This is a genomic window from Anaerotignum lactatifermentans (assembly GCF_014982935.1).
Lineage (GTDB): Bacteria > Bacillota > Clostridia > Lachnospirales > Anaerotignaceae > Anaerotignum > Anaerotignum lactatifermentans.
Window position 1 is genome coordinate 1 of record NZ_JADCKK010000130.1, and the last position, 1,490, is coordinate 1,490.

The 1,490-nt window shown below is 43.2% G+C and carries 1 protein-coding gene; it reads right to left on the bottom strand.

Going from position 1 to position 1,490, the window contains the following annotated elements:
• Window positions 1-170: 170 nt before the first annotated feature.
• Window positions 171-1,418: an IS256 family transposase gene (locus INF29_RS14190; protein ID WP_087989784.1), complete on the bottom strand. Its 1,248-nt coding sequence runs from the start codon at window positions 1,416-1,418 to the stop codon at window positions 171-173.
• Window positions 1,419-1,490 lie beyond the last annotated feature (72 nt).

Consider the following 1,490-nt stretch of genomic DNA (forward strand, 5'->3'; position numbering starts at 1 on the left):
GAGACCGTTTCAAGTTTTGTGTAAAGTGAATAAACTGATATAAGATATGTCATTAGTTACTTTGGGCAGAGCCTATTTTTTTGAGGTTCTGCCTTTGTCTGTATTATAATGCAGTTTCCGGACATGTCAAGCAGGGCTGGTCAGTCCAGCCCTATCAGCCCGGCCGCTGCTTATAATCCTGACAGCCTTTCTTCAAAAAATATCTCCAGCTGCGAATGAATCTGGCCCCAATCCTGTCGGTGTCCGGTCCATTTTTTCGTGATATCCATCATAGCCAGATACAGCATTTTTAGGAGACTTTCATCCGAAGGAAATACCGTCTTGGATTTCGTGACCTTCCGCAGCTGCCGGTTAAATCCCTCGATGGCATTCGTGGTATAGATCAGGCGGCGGACCGCTTCCGGATATTTGAAATAAGTCGAAAGATTTGCCCAGTTGTCTTTCCAGGATTTCGCGATTTTCGGATATTTTCCGCTCCATTTTTCATCGAAACTTTCTAATTCAGCCAGTGCAATCTCTTCTGTCGGCGCGGCATATACACGTTTCAGATCAGCCATCAGGGGCTTGAGTTCTTTGTAGGAAACAAACTTTGTTGTATTCCTGATCTGATGGATGATGCACTGCTGAATCTCTGTCTCTGGAAATACCGCTTCAATTGCCTGAGGGAAGCCTGTCAGGCCATCCACACATGCAATCAGGATATCTTCCACACCACGGTTCTTCAGACCGTTCAGAATAGAAAGCCAGAATTTCGCACTTTCGTTTTGCCCCACATACATACCGAGTACATCTTTATATCCACTCATATCGATTCCGATAGCGATATAGACCGCACGTTTTACAATCCGGCCTTCGTTACGTACATGGTAATGGATGGCATCCATAAAAACAACCGCATAGATTTCTTCCAAAGGTCTTTCCTGCCATTCTTTCACGATAGGAAGTATCTTATCTGTGATCCTGCTGATGGTACTGTCAGAAATTTCGATATCGTATAATTCGCGCATATGGCTTTCAATATCATTCGTGGTCATTCCTTTGGCATACATGGAGATGATCTTTTCCTCCATATCCTGAGTAACTGTATTCTGATATTTCTTGACGATCTGTGGTTCAAACTCGCCTTTCCGATCCCTGGGGATATCAATCTCCATATCGCCATAGCTGGTATGCATGGTCTTCTGGGAATGACCATTTCTGGAATTATCTGTTTCTTTGTTGCGATAATCATACTTGGAATATCCCAGTTCTTCATCCATTTCCTGATCCAAAGCGCCTTCCAGGATGATGGACATCATATCCCGCATAATGGAGTTGACATCGGTTCCATCCTTGACCTTTACATTGTTTTCTTTCAGATAATTGCCCATCATTTCCCGAAGGGCAGCTTTTTGTGGTGTATCTTTTTTTCTTGCCATAAAATAAACCTCCAAACTGGTAAGTTTATCTTACATCAGTTTGAAGGTTTACACAAACTTTGGGATACTCCC

Bases quoted from the DNA above. Each gene is read 5' to 3' on its own strand.
- INF29_RS14190 (WP_087989784.1), bottom strand. From the start codon at position 1,418: ATGGCAAGAAAAAAAGATACACCACAAAAAGCTGCCCTTCGGGAAATG.